The following is a 20,901-nucleotide window of genomic DNA, read 5'->3' on the forward strand; positions in this document are numbered from 1 at the left end:
CCTTATAAGACTATTCTAAGAAAAAAGCTTTCCGCTCCTTAGCAATCCAGTCTTCTAACTCCTGATCATCCCGTTTTACTAACCGATTAATGAGTACATCATGCCATATATAATCCTCTAACAAATAAATGTGAACGGAATCATTGGTGATAAAGGCCGTCTCTTGGGTAGATGGAGAATGACCATAAATCATTTCCTGACCATCTACCGATAAGATAAACCAATGCGGTGTCGACGCTTTTTTTGTATAATGTGTGGCTCTATGCTGGTCAATTGAGGCTAGATGCTCTCCTACATATAACGTAATGCCATGAACAGGAACATGCAGCGCCACCTCTTGCAAATCTTCACGTAAGACCTCATACATATCTTCCCACATCGACAGCATCACTTTTTTCTTCGCCTTCTTTAGAAGTGACTGACAATAATTGATAATAGATTCCCTGCCCTTCAGCATGACCACTTTAGGCTCAGCTTCCTGCACTTTTTCCTCTAATTTCTCTAGCTTCCCGCTTATAGACGTAAAATTCGACTCCCAGCGCTGTTGCATTTGCTGTAAGAACACAGACACAGGCATTGCCGAATAGGTCGTTTGTTCTGCGGTCTCTTCTTTTAACACGATGCCCTTTTCTACAAGGATATTTAAAATATCATACACTCTTGCACGTGGTATGCCAGAATTTTTACTAACCTGATAGGCACTGACATGACTTTGCTGAACAAGTGCCGTATAGGCCTTCGCTTCATATTCTGTAAAACCCATTTCTTTCAGCTGGGTGATTAATTCCTCCATGTAATCCCTCCATTATCTTTATTATAGGCTACCTTTGTGAAGATTTGCCAATGAAAAAATGGGGTTTACAGCGTAAATAAAATTAGTTACTATTTCAGTAGTAACTAATTCTAAAGAGGTGTCATATGTTGTTTGAAATCGATTTACATATTCTCATACTATTAATTTCATTTGGATTTCTGGCGGCTTTTGTTGACTCAGTAGTGGGAGGGGGCGGTTTAATTTCACTACCAGCCTTACTATTTGTAGGGCTTAATCCAGCCGCTGCTGTTGCCACAAATAAACTAGCAGGAGCTATGGGCTCGCTCACTTCCTCTATTTCTTTCTATCGTTCTGGCCAGCTGGACATTCGCTCTGTCCTCAAATATTTTCCGCTAGCATTTATCGGATCATTATGTGGTGCATGGACTGTACATCTAATCAATCCAGCATTACTAAAGCCATTGATGCTTGTTATGCTGGCGGCTGTTGGGATATATACGATCTTTAAAAAGGATTGGGGTGCCGTCGCTACCGTAAAAAATCTATCTAAAAAACATTTGTTTTTATTTATGCTGCTATTATTTGCTATTGGTTTTTATGATGGATTTCTTGGTCCTGGGACAGGGTCCTTTTTAATCTTTAGCTTCTTACTGGTAGGCTTTGATTTTTTAAAGGCGGCTGGTAATGCGAAGTTTTTAAATTTGGCGAGTAATGTGGCTGGTGTTTGTATGTTTGCTTACTTAGGTCAAATTCATTATGTTTATGGTCTAGTCATGGGCATTGCGCAAATTGGTGGGGCTATGCTTGGCTCACGCATGGCAATCAAAAAAGGAAGTGGCTTTGTCCGCACGCTATTTATTGTCGTTACAATGACATTACTTGCGAAAAATGCCTATGATTTTATGATGCATTAAAAGAAACGCCACAGAATTTGAAATCTGTGGCGTTTTGGCGTTAAATCATAAGCTTTTCGTTTTTAAATTTATGACTAGTGGACAAACTGACAAGCACAAAAATAAAGAAGGATGCGACAATTGGTATCGTGACTGTATGCATACCAAAGACAGAAGGATAAAACCGATCAATCATAATGTACAACAACATGCCTGTAATCATCGACGCAATCGCTCCGTATTTATTGGCTTTTTTCCAATACAATCCTAAAACGACTGTCCAAATAAAGACAGCCTCTAGTCCACCAAAGGCAAATAAGTTCAACCACACTAATAAATCAGGTGGATTGAGTGCAAAGATGACAACCGCTAGGCCTATGACTGTTGTTACAATAAAGCTTGCACGCTTAATCTCTGCATCACTAGCTTTCGGCTTCATATAATTTAAATAGATGTCTTTGACAACTGTAGAGCTGACAAGCATTAGTAAAGCATTAACCGTAGACATTGTCGCAGCCATTGGTGCAGCTAAAACGATTCCTGCTAAAAATGGCGGTAATACCTTCAATGTCAGGAGCGGCATGACTTTATCACCAATTTCAATGCCAGGTATGACAGGTCGGGCTAACACACCAATTAAATGCATGCCAAACATGATTGTCCCTATGGCAATCGTGCCAATAAGAATCGCTTGATGCATACTTTTGGAATCCTTATAGCTCATCGCACGGACCGCAATTTGCGGAAGTCCTACAACCCCTACACCGATGAGAATCCAAAATGTCGAGACATACAAAGGTGTTAAATCTCCTTGTGCGCCAAATGGTGACACAAAGTCAGGATTTTCAGCAACCAGTGAGGCCATTATATTGTCGATGCCTCCACCTGCCACAATCGTGCCGATTAATAAAATAATTGTACCAATCACCATAATGGAACCTTGGACCGTATCTGTTAGCGCAACCGCACGGAAACCTCCAATAATCACATATACTAACACGGAAATCGCAAAAATAAACAATGCTGCAGTGTAGCTTAAGCCAGTTAACGACTCAATTAAGCGTGCACCCCCAACCCATTGAGCCATCATAGCCGAAAATAAGAAAACAATGATGCTAATGGCTGATAAAATAACAATGACATGGCTTTTGTAGCGTTCGCGTAAAAAGTCGATTAACGTAATGGCCTGGTAACGACGAGCAATAATGGCGAATTTTTTCCCTAAAATCATGAGCACAAAATAACCTGCTGGTAGCTGAGCCATTGCCAGTAATACCCACCCAAGTCCTTTTGTATAGGCTACACCCGGTCCTCCGATAAAACTACTCGCACTGCCATATGTAGCAATCATCGTCATCGCAAGGATAAAACCACCCATTTCACGACCACCTAGGAAATACTCCTGTAGGAATGAATTAGAGGAGCGTACATGCTTATTGGCCCAAATACCGATTCCAAATATAATAATTAAAAATAATAGCAATGGAAATACAACTTGCCAATGCATTAGCGATCCACCTCCTCATCATCAAATGGTACCTCTTTGAAAAAGAGTTTCATCACAATCCAGATAAGAAGGATCATAAAGCCTGTCCCAGCGATACAGCTATAGAAAAACCAGGCAGGAAAACCAAATACATACGTATAATTTCTTGGATCTCCTGAACCTAATCCATAGGCAAAGCCAAACCAAATTGCAAAGTTGACAAGGACGAGTCCAATTCCGATAAGCGCCTCTCGATGCGCTATTTTAAAGCGTTGATCTTTCACATGTAATCCCCCTAACCTACTCTATTTTACTGATATGTCGGTCTGATGGGAAGAGATGTGAATAAATAAGGATAAGTTATATAGAAATGATTTTGTTATACTAAGTAAAATGTAAGGAGAAAAAAGTTGGCTGATTCTGACGTTTTTCACACAAACCTAACATTCCCTCACAATTATGTAGACATCTAAAACAAACTGCTAATGGAAATATGTAAAAACCTTCGTCCATCTAGTTAGACGAAGGTTAGTTAGTTTATAACGGTCGCTTTGCCCAAGGTTGTAGCGTCCCGACGATATGAATAGGTTGATCCTGTTGAATAGCAACAACGACACCTTGCGATATTTCCTCATGTGTCAGCCATCTCGCATGACCTTCTTCCATCATAAAACCTAGCTGGATTTGTCTGTATTGCGAACGAGAATGGAGCTTCAATTTCTCTTGGACTTCACTTAAATTCGCCTTACTCCTCAACACATGAAACAGTTTCCATTCCCCGTTATTCTCTATTGAAATTACATTGGAGATGTTCTCTAATGTAGTGTCCGCATAGGAATGAATCCAAGCAACGACCAATTCAAATGGCCCCATTATGCGCGAGCGTTTCTTCTAGCTCCTCTTTTAATAAGGCTATATCACAATAATCAACTAAAATCGGCGTTAGAAGGGCGGGTTTGGTTGTTCTATTTCGCAAATCTTCCATTCGATGGGCACTACGTCCAATTACTGAGACATGGTAGCCATTATTCACTAACCATAGGGAGGTGTCTGCCAACATCCCTGTTCCACCAATAACTAATGCGTGGGCCATTTATGTGTCCCTCTCTTATTTCGGAATTAGAAAGACGAGCGTTTCTTCCTTCTCATCATACTTAACAGATAGATGAGTCAACAAGCCTATACAATGCCTTTTTATCGATTTTACCAACGCTTGTTTTCGGTAGTTCGTCTAAGAAAATCATTTGTTTTGGAATCTTATAACGACCTAATTGTTGATGACATAGCTCATTAAGATCATCTAATAGAGAGGCTACCTGGTGGGGACAAACAATAAAAGCTGTCACGATCTCACCCCAATAGTCATCACCTACACCAATCACGGCCACCTCCCGCACATCTGGATGCCGTAGTAGACATTGTTCTACTTCCTGAGGATAGATATTTTCACCACCTGAAATAATCATTTCTTTTCTACGCCCAACAATATAAAAATCGCCATCCGCATCCATCATCGCTAAATCCCCTGTTTTCAACCAGCCATCTTGCAGGATATTGGCAGTTTCTTGCTTGTTATTCCAGTAAAAGCGAAACATATGCTTCCCTCTTACCAATAGCTCTCCTACTTCTCCAGGTGCACAACTTTTTCCTATATGATTGATGATTTTAGCTTCATTGAATTGCATACTTTTCCCGACAGCCCCCTTTTTTGCATAGGCACGCTCTCGGTCAATATAAAAATTATTGGGTCCTGCTTCTGTTAAACCATATCCCTCTTTAAAAAATAATCCCTTATTATAAAAAGCATCGTAAATAGGATGAGGGCACGGGGCACCGCCAGATAAAAATACCTTCATGGAAGGAAATTGATTTTCCTGAAAATACTTCGTAGCAATCATTGCTTGATACATAGTTGGCACAAAAAGAGAAATTGTCGTTTGATATTGGTTCGTTGCTTGTAGTGCCTCTTCTGCATCAAATTTATCGCCAATAACGACGGTTCCTCCCGCCATAAGTAAGGGAATGCATAAAGCATTTAAGCCACCAGTATGAAACATCGGCATATAATTTAATGTCCGATCTTGAGCATGTAAACCCCAGCTAATAATAGTATTCATGGCATTCCAATTGACCGACTGAAAGGATAACACTACCCCCTTTGGCTGACCCGTCGTGCCTCCTGTATAAATCATTAACCATGGATCATCCACATCCACGTCTTGCCTACTTGGTTGTATCTCCTTCTCATGCTGGCTAGCATGAAGTGAAAACATTTTTTCTAAAACTAAGGGACAATGACTATCCTCTTCGTATAATAGGATAGCAGGAGTTGCATCCTCCAAAATTTGTATTAGCTCCTCCTTGCTTAAGCGCCAATTTAAAGGTACATAAATGAGCCCACGTAGCCCACAGGCAAATAAAACAGCAAACAATTGGATATGATTTTTCGCAAAAACAGCGACTCTACTTCCCTTTTGTAGCTGCTGCCGTTCGAAAAATTGACTCCATTTGCCGATTTCCTCAGATAATTGCTGGTAGGTCCATTGTTCCTTTGATGTTAAATTAATCAAGGCGATGTGGTGAGGTGTTAAAGCTGCACGTTTTAAAATCCATTCTTGCTCAACAAACATCTTGACTACCCCCTATCACATCATAATTGCGCCATCCACATGCAGAGTATGCCCATGAACATAGGAGGCCTCATCAGATGCTAAAAATAAATAGGCATTGGCAATATCACGTGGTGTCCCTAGGCGTTGTAGGGGGACGATTGATCGCATTTGAGCCAAAATATTTTCAGGCATTTTTTTGACCATATCTGTTTCTGTAAAGCCAGGTGCCACTGCATTAACATTAATGCCCTTACGCCCTAATTCCTTCGCCCATGTTTTTGTCATACCTACAATCGCTGCTTTTGTCGCTGCATAATTGGTTTGACCAACATTGCCATATACTCCACTAACTGAGGATGTATTTATAATTTTGCCTCCACCTGCTGCCACCATATAGGGAATGACCTCCTGTGTACAATGGAAGACACCTGTCAAATTAACATCTAGTACCTGCTGAAATTGATCCTCCGTCATTTTTGTCAGCATCGCGTCTCTTGTAATCCCCGCATTATTCACTAAAATATCAATCCGTCCTGCCTGTTCGATCACTGCCGTCACCAGCTGATTAACGCTCTCTCTACTTGCAACATCTACTTGTATAAATACAGCATTTTCGCCTAGTTGTTGTGCTGCTAGAATGCCTGCTTTATCGTCATAATCGGCGATAAACACCCATGCCCCCTCCTCGATAAAACGCTCAGCAGCCGCATAGCCAATACCATTTGCAGCGCCTGTAATGATAGCCACTTTATTGTTCAAACGCATACTGTCTTCCTCCAATTTCTAAAAAGGCTTCAATTTCAGCTGTCAATTGTGCTAAATCATCGATTAACGGTGAATGCCCACAGTCTTTTAGACCTACAAACTGTGCTGTTTTGCCTAAATCCTGTAATAACTCTGTATTCATTTCCTCTGTAATCACCAAATCACGATCCCCTCGTAGCACTAAAATTGGGATATGAAGCAACAAGGCCTCCCGAGAGCCTTTTGCCACCTCATTGTCAACAGCGCTTATGTTAAATGTATTGAGTGCATGATATACTTCTGCTAAATTGCGCTGTGTAAGCATATCCTCTACATATTCTTGATATTTCCCTTCGTTTGGTCGATGATGCGTATAAATTAATGCATTCCATATAGACTGTAAGCCATCCACATTTTTTGCATCGTAGAAGCCTTGAATAAGCTTTGTTTTGGATGTATCCACCAATACCTCCTCATAATGATAGGCTCGCTTAAAGGAGGCTGGATTGCCTGTTCCTAAATCCGTGTAAAATGGATAGCCACGTGTAGAAGCAGACGCAAGTAAAATCAGTCGTTGACAGTATCCTGGATAATTTGCTGCAAACTGCATACAGACAGCTCCACCTGTTGACCAACCAATCATATCAAAGCTTTGCAGTTGTAGGGCATCCACAAATAGCTTGACATCATCACTAAAATCTTTAATAGCAGTGATTGGCTTAAGATAGGATGATTCACCAAAACCACGTAAATCTATCGCATAAATAGTATATTTGTCGTCTAAAGCATTCATCAGAATATCCCAGTGCTTAGAAGATGTCATATTGCCATGTACCAACACTAAAGGATGACCTCCACCTGATCGCTTGCGATAGGCCATTGTCTCTCCATTTGCTAGTTGAATCGTTTTTACCATGCCATTTCCCCCTCATCCCCAACGTATTGTGATAGCGCCCCATACATAGCCAATGCCAGCACTAACAAGCGTCACAATATCGCCTGCTTGAATTTGATTTTGCTCCTGTGCTAGCTGTAGGGACAAAATTTGATCAATCTGACCAATATGTCCATAGTCTTGCAAATAATTAGACTGCTTCTGTTGTAAGCCAAGCTCCGTTAAAATATAATCATGTGCAGATCTTTTCATATGCAACATCGCTAAATAATTTAGCTGATCGTCACTGTATCCACTTTTCGCTAAAGAACTGCGAATGACCTTCAAAAAATTGCTTAAAGATTTTTGTTCTAGCCGCTCCTTCATCCCAATGGGATCCAAAACGTCAAGCTTATATAAATTTTCGGTTAAATGGGTTGGGGTTAAAGGATTTTTCGTTCCCCCAACTGGCACGACTACATCCTCTGAGAAAGAACCATCCGTTATAATATCTGTCTCTAATAGCAGATTTTTTTCATAGTTCTTTTGTAATAACATGGCGCCTCCCCCAGCCGCTAAATTGTACATAAAGCGCGTTCGTGGATTGCTGTAATCGATAAAATCAACATTGCGATAACCACCTGCTAACAGAATGGTTCGTATCGTGTCATCTGAGGCCATTAGGCTTTTTGCCACTTTCAACGCCATGATTGTAGTGCCGCAGCGTAATTGCACATCAAATGCCCATGCATTAACAGCACCAAGCTCCTCCTGCATTTTAATGGAGGCTGTCCAGAGTGGATATTCCTTATGTTCCTCCCCCATATAGATGATAACATCAATATCCTTAGGGTCTATATTTGCTTTTTGAATCGCTTCCTGTGCTGCCCAGATACCCATTTGCACTGTATGATCAGACTTATCAGGAATTGGCTTTTCATGAATGCCCATTTTTTGACGGATAATGTCCTCAGGAATATTGGAAACAGCCGCAATTTCCTGCGATGTCATCTTCTGTTGGGGTAGATAAATACCCGTACTTACAATACCGACTGTCATTCAAATCGCTCCTTTTCCTGAGGCAGGGGACCTGTCGTTTTTCGTTGCTTTAGCCTTCCTCGCCACTTCCAAAAGAGCAATCTTAGTGAGCCAATAATACCCTTTGGGAAGAAGATAACGGCTAAAATATAGAGAATCCCGAAGAAGATAATCCAACGTTCAAAAATAGGATAATCTCTTGCAAGCCCTGACAGTGCATGTTGCGCATATTCAATCACTGCCGAGCCTAATAGCGGCCCCACTAAAGTACCAACCCCACCGATAATCGTCATTAACAATGCATCCAGCGTAATATCCATGGCCATGACACTCGTGTTAACGAAGCGCAATGACACTGCATATAAGGAGCCTGCAAAACTTGCTACAATGCCTGCCACAACTGAGGCAATGACTTTATAGTGCAACGTGTTAAAGCCTAAAGATTTCGTCCGTTGTTCATTTTCACGGACGGCAATTAAAATACGACCTGTTGGTGAATTAACAAAGCGGTAGAGCGCCAAAAAGATGACAACCAAGCTTGCTAGCACAAAGAAATAGAAGGTCATTCGATCTCTAAATAGATCAGGTGCTCTGAATGTAAAGCCATCATTGCCATACGTAACAGAGCGCCACTTTTCAGCTAAGACTAAAAATAACCCCGAAAAAGCTAGCGTCAGCATCGCAAAAAAATGACTTTTTAAGCGTAAGGTTAATAAACCTACTAAAAAGCTAATGAAGCCTGCTAGTATCATGCCTATCACGATAGACAGTACAAAAATCAAGAGTGTGTGATCCATCTGCTTAAGCATGACTGCTGTTGTGTAGGCACCAATACCGAAGAACATGGCGTGCCCAAAGGAGACGATGCCTGTATAGCCTAGTAAAATATCATAGCTCATTGCCAATATCCCAAAAATAAAGATTTGTGTGAGTAAAATAAGTAGTGTCCTTGAATCATTGACAAAAGGAAGGATAATAAAAATGACAAGTAACAGGAAAAAAGCGAAAGCGCGTAAGGATATTTTGTGGTTCATGATGTTCGCTCCTTTCGCATCGCAAACAGCCCCTGAGGACGGAAAATTAAAACGATTGCCATTAAAATCATATTGACCGCTAGTGACAGCACAGGGACATAATAAGCCATAAAGCTACCTGCTAGCCCCACTAAAATCGCTGCAAGTAAGGAGCCGGAAAAACTACCCATACCGCCAATTACCACAACAATAAAGCCTAAAATGGCATACTCCATGCCCATTTCTGCATAAATCACACCTGAATAGGGAGCCATCAACATCCCACTAAGTGCCGCCAGAGCAGCGCCCACCATAAAGATATATAAAAATACACGCTTAATATGAATACCGAGAGCCTGCGCCATTTCCTTATCCTGCACACCAGCCCGAACGATCAAGCCAATCTTCGTGCGCTTCAGCATATATTGGAAAATACCAAAAATCACAAACCCTATGACAATAATAAATAAACGATATTTAATGATGATCACATCACCAATTTCCCAGCTTCCTGCTAAATAACTTGGTGTTTTTACTGCCACCCCATTTGGACCAAAAACCACCTTAATAAGCTCCTGCAAAACGAGCATCAACCCTAAGGTAATTAAAATTTGCTGAATATGATTGCCGTAAACAGGCGTAATAATGAATTTCTCTGTCAGCAGTCCAAGCAACGCTCCAGTCACAATCGCGCCTATAATCCCAACGATAAAACTTTCTGTCAACATATAGGTAAAGATGCCCGCATAGGCCCCCCAAACAAATAACCCACCATGCGCAAAATTCAATACATCCATTAAACCGAAAATTAATGTCAAACCAGCTGCTAGCAAAAAAATTAACATCCCAGTGGCCAAACCATTAATGATTAAATTGACCAATAGCTCCAATGTTAGTCACCCCCCTCTATCCAATACCAAGATACTTGCGTTTTAGCTCTTCATCATAAATCAAATCCTGCATATTGCCCGAATTTACTGTTCTCCCATCATCAATTAATGAATAGGTATCACCAATTCGACTAGCCATGATAAAGTTTTGCTCCACTAGAACAATGGACGTTTTCTTTTTCATTTCCACAATCGCTTCCATCACTTTTTCCACAACTATCGGAGCAAGTCCCTTGGAAGGCTCATCTATCAGTATTAATTGGCTATCATTGATAAAGGCTCTTGCCATGGACAGCATTTGCTTTTGACCACCCGATAAATGCCCACCAGCCTTTTTCCAAAACTTCTTTAAGTCAGGAAACAGCTCTAGCACATATTGCTGTCGCTCTAATGTGGCTGAATCCTCCTTGCGCATCGCTACCTTCATGTTTTCCTCTACCGTTAAATCTGCAAAAATCCCTTGATTTTCAGGTACATAGCCGATTCCTAATTTAGCCACCTTATAGGTAGGGCTTTTTTTTATCGATTGGGAGCGAAAGGCAATGTCACCCTTTGTTGCAGGCGTTAAACCCATTATCGTTTTTAGGGTGGTCGTTTTCCCTGCGCCATTGCGTCCGAGCAGTACAGTAACCTGCCCCTCCTTCGCTTCAAAATTAACGCCCTGCAAAATATGATATTGACCAATATGCGTGTGAACCTCATTTAATGTCAGTAAGGTGGTCATCGTACAGCCCTCCTAAATATGCATGTTGCACAGTATCATTATTCATAATTTCCTCTGGTGAACCATCTGCTAATAGCTGACCATTGAACAACACCATAATAGAATCCGATAAATCCAAAATCATATCCATTTTGTGTTCAATGAGCAAAATGGTTTTATCCCCCTGCTGTTTTATGCTTCGAATAATTTCTAAAATCGTAGGTACTTCCTCTAATGACATCCCTGCAGTTGGTTCATCGAGCAGTAGAATTTCTGTATCTAACGCGAGTAGCATGGCAATCTCAAGCTTTCTTTTCTCTCCATGGGATAGCATTGTTGCCTGGGCATCTCGTTTATTGTCGAGTAGCACAAGTGCCAATAACTCCTCCGCTTTGTCCGTAATTGCCTGATAGCTTTTGTAATGGCGGAATAGCTGATAACGAATTCTCTCCTTGGATTGGACGGCTAAACGAACATTTTCGAGAACTGTTAAGTTTGGAAATACATTGGTAATTTGAAAAGATCGTCCCAATCCCATTCGAGTTCTTTCGATGGCTGACTTTTGGGCTAGTGATTGCCCTTTAAAATACACATCACCCGCAGTTGGCTTTAGCTCACCACTAATCAAATTAAAGAAGGTTGTTTTCCCAGCACCATTCGGCCCAATAATGGACTTTAAATGCTTCTCAGGCATTTGAAAATTAACGCTATCCACAGCCGTATGTCCCCCAAAACGAATTGTTAAATTATCTGTATATAATATAGGCTCCATTCTCTACTCCCTTCCTTCTCACGTTTATGTAGAGAGACAGCCATGCTGCCTCTCAATTCTTTAATTCATAACGGGAGGTGCTGTTTCTTCAGGACTTAGCTCCCGAATAAGTACTGGTACTGGATAATCCACACCATCTCGTTGCTCTAAGCGAATCGAATACATGGATTGTAGAGCTTGGTGATCCTCTTCACGGAATGTCATCGTCCCTTTTGGTGTTTCAAAGGACATACCTTCCATAACGTCGATTAACTTGTTGGCGTCTGCATCCCCATCCGATTGTTTTAATGCCTCCACAATAGCAATTGCCGCAGACATGCCGCCAGGAGTAAATAAGTCGGGCACTTCATTGAAACGTTTTTGATGTTCATCTACTAACCATTGATTGACATCATTTTGAGGAAGTGTATGATAATACACCGAGAAGCCTTCCATCCCAACCAATGGGTTCATAAATTGAAGCGCAATAATATCCGGCGCACCCGTCGAAATTTTAATGCCCTTTTCTTGAATTTTAAGATCTGCAATTTGATTCCATGGTGAATTTGCCCCTGCCCAGACCACAAACAAATAGTCTGGCTTCGCATCAATCACCTTTTGCAAATTGGAAGTAAAGTCTGTTGCAGCAGGATCTGCATACTCCTCTAGTACAATTTCAGCCCCTAATTCCTCCGCTGCTGTTTTAAAGGCATTCACACCATCCCAGCCAAACGAATAATCTGGCGCAAATGTAGCGATCTTCACACCTTTACCTGCAATAGCCGCTGCCGCTGCATAGGCATCCTGTGATGAATTACGACCTGTACGGAAAATATACTCATTGAACTCTGAACCTGTAATACTGTCAGCCACCGCAGGCTCTACCACCATAATTTTTTCATACTCCTCGGCAAGCGGTAGAACAGCGAGCGTATCACCCGAGCTTGAAGAGCCGACTAAAAAATCAACCTGATCATCTTCTAAAAGCTTTGTCGCTTTTTGCACAGCCACCTCTGGCTTTGTCTCTGTATCCTCATATACAATTTCTATTTTCTTACCATTGACCTCCATCGTGCCGCCTGTTGCATACTCAATGCCTAAATCAAATCCTCGCTGTGTCTGCTTCCCATATGACTCAAGTGCCCCAGTTAACGATGCAAGCACACCAATCTTAATTGTGCCACCTTCCGCAGTGACCGCCTTCGTCTCCCCATCAGAAGAATCCGCTTCCGTTGCACCGTCTTTCGTTTTTCCATTACAAGCCACCAACAACACAGCCAACATCACTAAAAGAAACCAATACCACTGCTTCCTCATCCAATATCCCCCTTCAAAATAAGCTACCTAGAAAGCGCTTTCTTGCTATGACAACACTATATAAAAGTTCAGTTACAAATTAGTTACAAGCTAGATGGCTCAAATATGAGCCACCTAGCTCTGTCCCGAAAGTGTAGTGAACGTAACGACAGGGACAAAAGATTTTAAGATTATGCCATTTCGTGCAGAGCTTTTTCTGTCCCGAAAGTGTAGCGAAGCGTAACGACAGGGACAAACATAGTTCTATTCCGAAAATGCAGCGAACCAGAATGGCAACTAAACAACATTTCTTAAAACAAAAAGCAAGAATGTTTAGAAATCAACATTCTTGCTTTTTAGAGTTCACATTTATTTCTTATAATTTGTTTCTCATTATTGCAGTGATACATTGGATTCTTATTGCTTTTTTCCTTCTGCCTAGTTTTATACCGTAAAGATGACTTTTAATCGTACGTTTCATGATAACCATTCTTGTTTCAACATACTATACAATAATGAATCTCGCCAAACGCCATCTTTCATTAACATGTTTTCACGTAATACTCCTTCTTTTGACATTCCTATTTTTTCTAACACTTTAGATGATCCAATATTTCGAGGGTCGCAAGTTGCATAAATACGATGGAGCTTTAATGTTTCAAAGCCAAAAGTGACCAATAATTTAGCACTCTGCGTTGCTACTCCCTTACCCCAATAGTCTGGATTTACAATATAGCCAATTTCCCCAACTTTATTTGTAAAATCCTTAATCATCATTTCTACTGCACCTATTACCGTTTCTTGATGAATAATAGCAAAAACATATCGTTCCCTTGGTGTTTGTGTGGCTTCATCGAGAGCATCCTGAATGAATTCTTTTGTATCCTCTTCTGAATTCGGTCCCCATGTTTGATACCTACTAACAACCTCCTGGGAGGCATATTTATGCACATCAACCCAGTCTTGCTGCCTAAATTCTCTTAAAAGTAATTTATCATTTGCAAGTATCACTTTAATCCATCTCTCCCTCTACACGACTCAGCCATTCACTCATCAGCTCAGTAAACAATCCAGGTTGCTCGATCTGCAAATTGTGGCCAGCTCTATCTAAAATGGCGAAGCTTGCTCTGGGAAACTTCTCTAGAAGTGAAAACGCGTCCTTATAGCCAACCACAGAATCTTGTTTACCAAGCAAAAAGAGACTTGGCTTATCAAAGGACTTTTCGTCAACGGTAAAGGAAAATCCGTAGCTTTGCTGAATTTTTTCTAAAAATGCCTGATCTGCTAGATTACACCCTGCCAACACCTCGGTTGAATAGCGCTCCCAATTATAGGCATCTAAGACAACTTGATTAGACATAAAATCATCTTGCTCCTGCTGACTTAATGTTGATAAAAAAGCAGTATCTGCTTGTACAATACAATGCGGTGGCACCGTACGTTGTTCTTTTTCAGGAATGATGAGAGGACAAATAAAGGCCGTACCTAAAAGTTGATCCACTGATTTCCTCATAATACCGCGCGCTAAATAGCCACCATAAGATTCACCAACCAACAGGTACGATTCTTGCTGAATGATTGTGTGTACAAATTCGATAATTGCTTCTAGCATTTCATCCGAGTTCTGAATCGATGTATAGTCTGTTGTCTTCCCCATTCCTGGAAGATCCACATAAATACGTTTCCACCCTTCACTTTCTTTAAATACAGGCTCCATACAGCCCTTCATCAAACGATGATCAGGAGAAAAACCATGTAGCATGATGATAGGTATCCCTGTTCCAATTATTTCGTAGTATATATTCGCTTTTTTCGTCTGACAAAATGGCATTGTTGTTCCTCCAAATAGGTTACATTTTTTAGTTTATATAGACTACGCCACTGTTGGAGCGAGTTAACATGGTTTATGAGCATGTTGCCCATTTTGACGCTACTTAGGAGCGGTTTTTCTCTTAGTTGGAGCGCTTTCACTCTTCTTAGGATCAGCCCTACCCTCAGTTGGAGCGCTTTGACGCTACTTAGGAGCGCCTCCATCCTTAGTTACAGCCCTTTCACTTCACTTTTGAGCGACTCTTCCCTCTGTTGGAGCGCTTTGTCTCCTCTTAGGAGCGGGCCTCCCCCTCAATAGGAGCACTTTCATATTACTTAGGAACGGTTCAATACACTTCGCTTAGCCTAAACAACACTGGCTAACCCATTATCAAGTCATAAACTGACATGGTGGATTCCATTGGGGTTGTGTTAAGCTCCTGTTGTAATTGCTGGACACATTTTTCATACCATTTTAAGGCAAGAGAGCGATTTTGGAGCTGGTAGTGGCTGTACATGAGCAGGCGATACGCTTCCTCCCAAAGTGCATCCTCGCGTAGCATCTTTTCTGCGAAAAAAATGGCTTTTTTATATTGCTGTTGCCTTGTTGCATTTTGTGCCAATCGTTCCAAAACTTCGATATATAAAAATTGTAGCTTTTCACGGTCCTGCGTTAGCCAGTCGATTTGCTTTTTTTCCGCATAGAGCACATCCGTATAGCTTGCTTCTGCTAATAAGAGCCACTCATTGGACAGCTGTGGATCAAATTCGTTCATTCCTAAGCTGTAATAATAGTGAAAGCGTTCAACATCAATTTGGAGAAAAGCAATATTTTGTAACTGATACATATTATTTTTCCGCTGAATGAAAAAGCCCTCTTGTCTTGCATGGCGTTGTGGCTCTAACACTTTGAGTAACGTATTTAAGACCACCTTAAAATCTCGATCCAAGGACTCGACACTACGCTCGGGCCATAATGCCTGTGCTATTTCTTCCTTTGGTGTAAAGCGATGGCGATGGCAGTAGAGGTAAACGAATAATTCCTTCGATTTATCACGTTGCCATTCTTTGTCTTCCAGCTTTCGTTGTGTACGAATTAAATGTAAACTTCCAAAAAGATTCATCTGTACTTCATCATGCGGATAACTAATACTATCCTCGACCTGAAAATGACTTTGCAATGATAAGATAGCTGGATGCTCCATCTGACATATTTGACTAAATTGCAATAGCTCGTAAAAAACCATTCGATTGCTTGGACCAAGTATCGTTGGTCTTTGTAAGAAGTATTCATAGCCATTTGAAACACATAGTTGTGCAAACTGTTGAAAATACTGTTGAAACGGCTTCTTATTACACTCTTTCAGGGCAATCATTGATTGATAAAATAACACATGCATCAAGCCATTGCGATCACCGCACTCCTGAAATAGTTGCTGTGTCTTCTTTAATAATTGCTTCGCTCTCCCCATTTCTTGCTCAGTAAGGATGATTTTTACTTCTGCTAAAAGAATAAGCGCAGTCATCCAAGCATCTTGAACTTGCTCGGTTTCCTGTAAGCCCAGTGCTAAGTATTTCTTCGCCGCTACCATATCTCCTAACGAATGTTTGACAATGGCTAACCCCATATATGGCTCAGCCTTCACACGAGAAATATTAATGGCATTCATGAGGGTCAATGCTTTTTCATAGGCTTGACATGCCCCCTGATGATCTGGATAATCCATTAACAGCAGTGCATGAGCCTTTCTGATATACCCAACCGCCTCTATGAAAATAGACTTCTCCTTTATTCCTCTTCGAATTCCATGTTGGGCAGCATACCAGGCTTCTTTGCCCTGACCTAACAATGCATAAACGAAAGCTGCCAGCAGTTCACTTTCGCGATGGGTTGCAACAAGCTGAGGCGGTAATTCAAGTCGCTGCGCTAATAACTCCTTGGCTTCCTGTAGTTGTCCTGTTCGTAGTAAAACACGCACATCGACATTCGCTCGTTGTATGACATTCTCTGGCAATGCAACGTCCTCCATAAAGAGCTGTGCACCCTTGGCCTTCCCTAGATTCACTAAATTTTCAGCGTATTGCCGTTGAAGTTCTAGTAGTTCCTCTTTGCGCAATGGTGTATGTTTCGCAAGCTCTAATGCTTTCTCAAGATATGGCTCTGCTAAAGCTGGTTGAATAGTGTCTAAGTAAATATGGGCTATCCCAGCTTGAGACTTTGTCATAAATAGGTGATCACGCTGCTGCTGTGCGATGATTGCACATTTTTCATAGGATTGTTTTGCTTTTTCATAATAAGCTCGGTAGCGATGACATTCGCCCTCAAAATAATATAATTTATAAAATTTATCTTTTTCCTGTGCACTAAATCGATTGATTTTTTCGAGCAACCATTCAAATTGACCAGCATGTACGATTGATTCTGCATGAAGCTGTAGTAGCTCTCCACAAAAATGATGATCATTCGTTTTAAAGGCATGATACAGGACAGCTTGAATATTTTGAAGTTCTCCATAATACAAAGCTGCTTGTTTATGAAGATCCGCATGTAGAGTTGGAAACTGTCGCCATTTCATTTCTAAAAATCGACTAAACAATGCATGAAAACGATATAAGCCATCTGTTGTCACAGGTTGAATAAATAAATGACGCTGAGTTAATGCATTTAGCATTTGCGCAATCTCAGTGCCATAAAACGCTTCCAATAACTCCGCAGAAAAAGTTGGAAAAATCGCTAATTTTAAGATAGTCTCCTGCTCAGTAGCAGTCATTCTACTATAAACTTCCTCTGATAAATATGTGAATAGCTCATTTGTGGGTATTCTCAGCCAATGATCTAACGAAGCATGATGCCATTGCTCTGCCAATAAAGAGAGGCTAATGGCCCAGCCCTCAGTGATCTCTAAAACCTTTTTTATTTCAGCTTCGGATAAATGTACATCTACATATTCTTCGAAAAACACCGCAATTTCCTCAGCTGAAAAGGCCAGTTCGTCCTCTTTCATAACCAACCATTTTTTTTGCAGCCTTAATTTCCTCATAATATCCCAATTGGGTAGTGTTCTTGAAGCAATAATAAAATGAATGCTAGGTGGAGCAAATTCAATGATTTTTTCCATGAAATAATTAATAGGAAAAACATGGTCTACTAGGTGAAAGTCGTCAATCACGATGAGAAGAGGCTCCTCTATATCACAGAGGCAATTGATAAATAGCTTATACCAACGATTGAGCTCATCCATCTTAGGAAAGCGTGATAATTGATCCCATCCACCAAATGTATGACCAAACTTCGGTACGACGCGCTGTATACTAAAAAAGAGATGTCTCAAAAAGGGTAATAAATTATCATCTTCATCAGAAATACTGTACCAAGAAAATGTACTTGATTCGGTTGCAAGAAATTGAGTTAGAATGGTTGTTTTACCATACCCTGCACCGCTATGCAAAAAAGTACAAGTATGATGACGAGTTTTCTTTAGCGTTCGCATTAGTGTTGCTCTATTAATGCAATGCGTGGATGGATTGGGCGCCATACATTTTGATTGAATAACAATATCTGCTGTCATTTAAACATAACCTCCATATTTTGTAAGGTTACAAAAATTTCTACAAAAATTCAGATTATTAAATTATTGACAGTTTACCATATTTTTTATGTATTTTTATAGATTTTATCCCCATTTTTTGTTTGTGGAATGGAAGTAGAATTTAGTTTGTATTTTCTTCCTAATTTTTTTACTCTGTTATATTACTAAAATTTAGAAGAAAAGTGGATAAATGAATAGTCTTGATAGAGCAATGAAAAGGAAACAGAAAGCAGAAAGAGTTTTAACTGACTTACAATTGATTCAGAAATGGCGCACTGTAGGCGATTGCTTTGTAGTAGGGGCAGCTGCTTATAATTTGATGGTTTCCCCCGATATTGACCTTGAAACATTTTGTGATGTACCTAATCCTCACATCATAATGAGCGAATTAGCCATGCTTATACTGAATAAGAACGTCATTGAACTTAAATATAGAGATTATACGAGTTCCGATTTTAATGGATATTATTTTAAACTGCTTTACCGAGCGGAGGAACTTGAGTGAAATATGGATATGTGGTTATTTTCCAATAGCCAAAAAGGGGCAATGTCAAAGACTTAGTATCATTTATGAAAGAAAATTTAACAGCGGCAACTAGAAAAACTATTCTTGCTATAAAGGAAGCATTACTTCATCTTCCCACACAATACGCCTCCATTTTTATTTATCAAGCAGTCTTAGAATTTGGCATTCGACATGTAGATGAATTTCTAAGATGGACGAAATATCATAATACAACCGTACCGTTTTATTGGCAACGAACTTTAGCAAATAAATTAGGCTTAAAAAAATTCCCGATTATCAACTATATGATAATCGGGATCATTAGCTATGATTATAGTAATTCTTTACGTAATTCAGCAGCTGATTTTGGCGAAAGCAGGCTGAATGGGATATCAAATACTGTTTTCGCACCTTTATCACCCGCTTGACTTAAACGGTGTGCTGCACGTGCATAAGCCACTAATACGCTAGATGTAAAGTTTGGATTACTGTCCAGTTTTAATGAGAATTCGAGAATTTGTTTATCGTTTGCACCACTGTCACCACTGCGAATGACAAAACCACCATGTGGCATACCAGTATGATTTGCTTTAAATTCATCTTCAGAAATGAAGTTCACTGTTGTGTCATATTCATCGAAATAGTTAGGCATTGTGACAATTTCTTGTTCAACCTTTGTTGCATCTGCACCTTCTTCTAATACAACCCAACATTCACGTGCATGTTTTTCACGTGTTGTTAGTTCAGGGTTTTCACCGTTACGAACTCGTTCTACCGCTTCTTTAATCGGTAATGTGTATTGAACAGCATTTTTTACGCCTTCAATACGACGAACAGCATCTGAATGTCCTTGACTTAGGCCATCGCCCCAGAATGTATATGTTGTACCAACTGGTAATACTGATTCTCCAAGTAGACGATTTAAAGAGAATAGACCTGGATCCCAACCAACTGAGATAACAGATACTTTACCAGATTTTTGTGCCGCTGCATCTACAGCATCGAAAAATTCAGGAATTTTCGCATGTGTATCGAAGCTATCAATTGTATTAAACCATTGTGCAAAATGTGGACCTTGCTCTGGTAAATCTGTTGCAGAACCACCACATAAAATCATAACATCAATGTCGTTTTGGAATTTTTCAGCGTCATCTACTAAATATACGCTCGCATTGCTTGCTACGTTTACTGTTGAAGGATCACGTCGTGTGAACACTGCTACTAATTCCATATCTGGATTTTGTGAAATGGCATACTCCACACCACGTCCTAAATTTCCATATCCTACAATACCTACTCGAATTGCACTCATTAAAAATTCCTCCTAACGATTTCGCGACTTTGTGAAAACTTTCACGTTAAATCTAATTACAATAATACTTCGTGTTAGAAAAATTCACAATAGTTTGAGTATGAGTTTTTTAAAAAGAATTTATATCAGTTTTCTATGGTTTATATCCCATAACGGTATGAATACGGTTACAAATTACTAAATCTTCCATGTACCTTAAAGTTATTGTAAAAGCCTTGTAAATAACGGCTATTTTCCCATCTAGTCTTGTACAATAAATGTAACGACAAAAGGGGGCATGTTGAATGAAAAGTACTGGTTACTCATCAAGCACAGCATTGGCACAAGGAGAACTACTTGCATTCCATATGACACAAAACTCAATGAACAAGCATAGTGAATCGATACAAAGTGGTAGTAAGCAACAAGGAGATTATCTAACAAATAATCATTTATGTATCGGTGTTTTACCTTTTGACGTTTTAGAAAACATCCCTGACCTCTCCATCCAAAAAAACAAGGTAAATGAAGTGGACTTTTACCATAGTGGAAAGGATATCGCTCGCTGGTTCATTAAAAAAAGTGAATACAACAAAAATGGGTTTGACTTCATTTAAAGAAGTCAAACCCA

General features: G+C 40.2%; 21 protein-coding genes. 3 read left to right on the forward strand and 18 right to left on the reverse strand.

From position 1 onward, the window contains the following. Positions 1–10 precede the first annotated feature (10 nt). Positions 11–793 carry a TrmB family transcriptional regulator gene (locus HCH28_RS20575; protein WP_221682870.1) on the reverse strand — a complete coding sequence of 261 codons (783 nt, stop codon included), beginning with the start codon at positions 791–793 and terminating at the stop codon, positions 11–13. A gap of 125 nt (positions 794–918) precedes the next feature. Here HCH28_RS20575 and HCH28_RS20580 point away from each other — a divergent pair, with 125 nt between their 5' ends. After that, positions 919–1,689, forward strand: coding sequence for a TSUP family transporter (locus HCH28_RS20580; protein WP_221682871.1), 771 nt, complete (start codon positions 919–921; stop codon positions 1,687–1,689). A 40-nt stretch (positions 1,690–1,729) separates the two neighbouring features. On the opposite strand, the gene panF is transcribed toward HCH28_RS20580, so the two are convergent. From panF to HCH28_RS20655, 16 genes are all read right to left on the reverse strand, one after another. Continuing rightward, a complete protein-coding gene (gene panF / locus HCH28_RS20585; protein ID WP_216486813.1) occupies positions 1,730–3,175 on the reverse strand; it encodes a sodium/pantothenate symporter in 1,446 nt (481 codons plus the stop codon). Then, positions 3,175–3,438, reverse strand: a complete 264-nt coding sequence (locus HCH28_RS20590) for a YhdT family protein (protein ID WP_004227902.1) — start codon at positions 3,436–3,438, stop codon at positions 3,175–3,177. Before HCH28_RS20590 ends, panF begins: the two co-directional genes overlap by 1 nt. A 253-nt stretch (positions 3,439–3,691) precedes the next feature. Then, the gene (locus HCH28_RS25195; protein ID WP_255601708.1) at positions 3,692–4,012 is read right to left on the reverse strand and encodes a Rossmann-fold NAD(P)-binding domain-containing protein; all 321 of its coding nucleotides are present in this window, start codon (positions 4,010–4,012) and stop codon (positions 3,692–3,694) included. Between the two features lies 1 nt (position 4,013). After that, the gene (locus HCH28_RS25200) at positions 4,014–4,247 is read right to left on the reverse strand and encodes a Rossmann-fold NAD(P)-binding domain-containing protein (RefSeq protein ID WP_255601709.1); all 234 of its coding nucleotides are present in this window, start codon (positions 4,245–4,247) and stop codon (positions 4,014–4,016) included. 61 nt (positions 4,248–4,308) lie between these two features. Further along, positions 4,309–5,784 (reverse strand): class I adenylate-forming enzyme family protein, encoded by a 1,476-nt coding sequence (locus HCH28_RS20600; RefSeq protein WP_221682872.1) that lies wholly within the window; start codon positions 5,782–5,784, stop codon positions 4,309–4,311. Positions 5,785–5,799: 15 nt separating this feature from the next. Continuing rightward, the gene (gene fabG / locus HCH28_RS20605; protein ID WP_048393085.1) at positions 5,800–6,531 is read right to left on the reverse strand and encodes a 3-oxoacyl-ACP reductase FabG; all 732 of its coding nucleotides are present in this window, start codon (positions 6,529–6,531) and stop codon (positions 5,800–5,802) included. Beyond that, positions 6,515–7,426 carry an intracellular short-chain-length polyhydroxyalkanoate depolymerase gene (gene phaZ, locus HCH28_RS20610; protein WP_221682873.1) on the reverse strand — a complete coding sequence of 304 codons (912 nt, stop codon included), beginning with the start codon at positions 7,424–7,426 and terminating at the stop codon, positions 6,515–6,517. The genes fabG and phaZ overlap by 17 nt, the downstream gene beginning before the upstream one ends. 12 nt (positions 7,427–7,438) lie before the next feature. Continuing rightward, entirely contained in the window at positions 7,439–8,443 is a 1,005-nt protein-coding gene (locus HCH28_RS20615) for a 3-oxoacyl-ACP synthase (RefSeq protein ID WP_221682874.1), read from the reverse strand. Continuing rightward, entirely contained in the window at positions 8,440–9,456 is a 1,017-nt protein-coding gene (locus tag HCH28_RS20620; protein ID WP_221682875.1) for a branched-chain amino acid ABC transporter permease, read from the reverse strand. The genes HCH28_RS20615 and HCH28_RS20620 overlap by 4 nt, the downstream gene beginning before the upstream one ends. After that, positions 9,453–10,325, reverse strand: a complete 873-nt coding sequence (locus HCH28_RS20625) for a branched-chain amino acid ABC transporter permease (protein WP_221682876.1) — start codon at positions 10,323–10,325, stop codon at positions 9,453–9,455. The genes HCH28_RS20620 and HCH28_RS20625 overlap by 4 nt, the downstream gene beginning before the upstream one ends. A gap of 16 nt (positions 10,326–10,341) precedes the next feature. Further along, a complete protein-coding gene (locus tag HCH28_RS20630) occupies positions 10,342–11,049 on the reverse strand; it encodes an ABC transporter ATP-binding protein (RefSeq protein ID WP_221682877.1) in 708 nt (235 codons plus the stop codon). Continuing rightward, a complete protein-coding gene (locus HCH28_RS20635) occupies positions 11,024–11,800 on the reverse strand; it encodes an ABC transporter ATP-binding protein (protein ID WP_221682878.1) in 777 nt (258 codons plus the stop codon). Before HCH28_RS20635 ends, HCH28_RS20630 begins: the two co-directional genes overlap by 26 nt. Positions 11,801–11,860: 60 nt before the next feature. Further along, complete coding sequence (locus HCH28_RS20640; protein ID WP_221682879.1) at positions 11,861–13,096, reverse strand: substrate-binding domain-containing protein; 1,236 nt, start codon at positions 13,094–13,096, stop codon at positions 11,861–11,863. A gap of 456 nt (positions 13,097–13,552) precedes the next feature. After that, positions 13,553–14,086: a GNAT family N-acetyltransferase gene (locus tag HCH28_RS20645; RefSeq protein WP_221682880.1), complete on the reverse strand. Its 534-nt coding sequence runs from the start codon at positions 14,084–14,086 to the stop codon at positions 13,553–13,555. A 1-nt stretch (position 14,087) separates the two neighbouring features. Beyond that, positions 14,088–14,906 (reverse strand): alpha/beta fold hydrolase, encoded by an 819-nt coding sequence (locus HCH28_RS20650; RefSeq protein WP_221682881.1) that lies wholly within the window; start codon positions 14,904–14,906, stop codon positions 14,088–14,090. 358 nt (positions 14,907–15,264) lie between these two features. Beyond that, positions 15,265–18,453: a winged helix-turn-helix domain-containing protein gene (locus tag HCH28_RS20655; protein WP_221682882.1), complete on the reverse strand. Its 3,189-nt coding sequence runs from the start codon at positions 18,451–18,453 to the stop codon at positions 15,265–15,267. Between the two features lie 211 nt (positions 18,454–18,664). On the opposite strand from HCH28_RS20655, the gene HCH28_RS20660 reads away from it, so the two are divergent. Further along, the gene (locus HCH28_RS20660) at positions 18,665–18,979 is read left to right on the forward strand and encodes a hypothetical protein (protein WP_221682883.1); all 315 of its coding nucleotides are present in this window, start codon (positions 18,665–18,667) and stop codon (positions 18,977–18,979) included. Positions 18,980–19,310: 331 nt separating this feature from the next. Here the strand turns inward: HCH28_RS20660 and HCH28_RS20665 are convergent, their stop codons facing one another. Beyond that, positions 19,311–20,291: a diaminopimelate dehydrogenase gene (locus HCH28_RS20665; RefSeq protein WP_009371727.1), complete on the reverse strand. Its 981-nt coding sequence runs from the start codon at positions 20,289–20,291 to the stop codon at positions 19,311–19,313. A gap of 284 nt (positions 20,292–20,575) precedes the next feature. Between HCH28_RS20665 and HCH28_RS20670 the strand changes: the two genes are divergently transcribed. Continuing rightward, positions 20,576–20,887, forward strand: a complete 312-nt coding sequence (locus HCH28_RS20670) for a hypothetical protein (RefSeq protein ID WP_004227864.1) — start codon at positions 20,576–20,578, stop codon at positions 20,885–20,887. The last annotated feature ends 14 nt before the right edge of the window (positions 20,888–20,901 follow it).

This window comes from Lysinibacillus sp. K60 (assembly GCF_019731275.1).
Lineage (GTDB): Bacteria > Bacillota > Bacilli > Bacillales_A > Planococcaceae > Lysinibacillus > Lysinibacillus capsici.